Here is an 861-nt window from a genome sequence, read left to right as displayed (position 1 = left end):
CAGCATGCTTGTCTCATCTGCGCTCGGGCAAGTGGCGCGTGTTCGCTGAAAAACGCTCATATCCGCCCGCATCGGTCCCGAACGGCCTCATCGTCCAGGAAATCTATCAGTACTACACTTTGTTGATCCTGCTTCGGCGCATCGGAAGATGATCGACACTTTTGCGGGACTGCGTAGTACACGTCGGTTCGGGCTGGATCGCTACTTAGCGGATACAACCATGTTTTCGATGTTTCCACGCTAGGCTGCGCCTTGGGACACGCAACACACACATGGTCGCGCTCAGCTCGAGTTCTCATCCGATTGTTGTGGCGGGATGGAGCCTTCCACAAGGCCGGGCCGGCTCAAGCGAAGATGCTGCGCGGCAGGCTACCCGAATGGGCTTTCCACGGCGCTCGCGAACGACATCGGGCGATTGAACTTGAGGCCGTGACGCGGCACCTCAGCAAGCGCATGCGAGATGGACGTGTGCACCGGGTGTACTTCTCCGAGCCGATCGCAGTCTGGCTGTACAACGACCGGCCTGACCTGGGGATGAGGGTGATCCGCGACATCTATGACGGCGTCGCTGCCCTGCATCGCTACGGCATGGAACGCCTCAGAGGGGAGCAGACGCGCCGCGACGAATGGAGCGCAGCGCATGCGGCGCTTCTGCGGGCGCTGGACGCACCGACGGCCGTGAATGTCGAGAAGGCGCGAGCGGCGCTCGCCGAGGTGGCGGCTCGCGCTGACGCGCTGGCGGCCACGACCAGGGTCGAGATCCTCCTGCTGTCCGGAACCCCGTTCGCGCCATAGCTGGCCTGTCCGTTGGGGTTACCCGGTTCGGCGCCGCGTCGGTCTCTCTGGCCCGATCTCCACGGA

General features: G+C 63.3%; 1 protein-coding gene. It reads left to right on the top strand.

Going from position 1 to position 861, the window contains the following annotated elements; all coding sequences use genetic code 11:
- Positions 1-354 precede the first annotated feature (354 nt).
- Complete coding sequence (locus AC2JF9_RS08005; RefSeq protein WP_500726747.1) at positions 355-795, top strand: hypothetical protein; 441 nt, start codon at positions 355-357, stop codon at positions 793-795.
- Positions 796-861: the final 66 nt, after the last annotated feature.

Source organism: Lactobacillus sp. C449L, from assembly GCF_059900815.1.
This window is presented reverse-complemented; position numbering and strand designations above follow the sequence as displayed.

Coding starts and splice junctions, on each gene's coding strand:
- AC2JF9_RS08005 (WP_500726747.1), top strand. CDS start 355: ATGCTGCGCGGCAGGCTACCCGAATGGGCTTTCCACGGCGCTCGCGAA.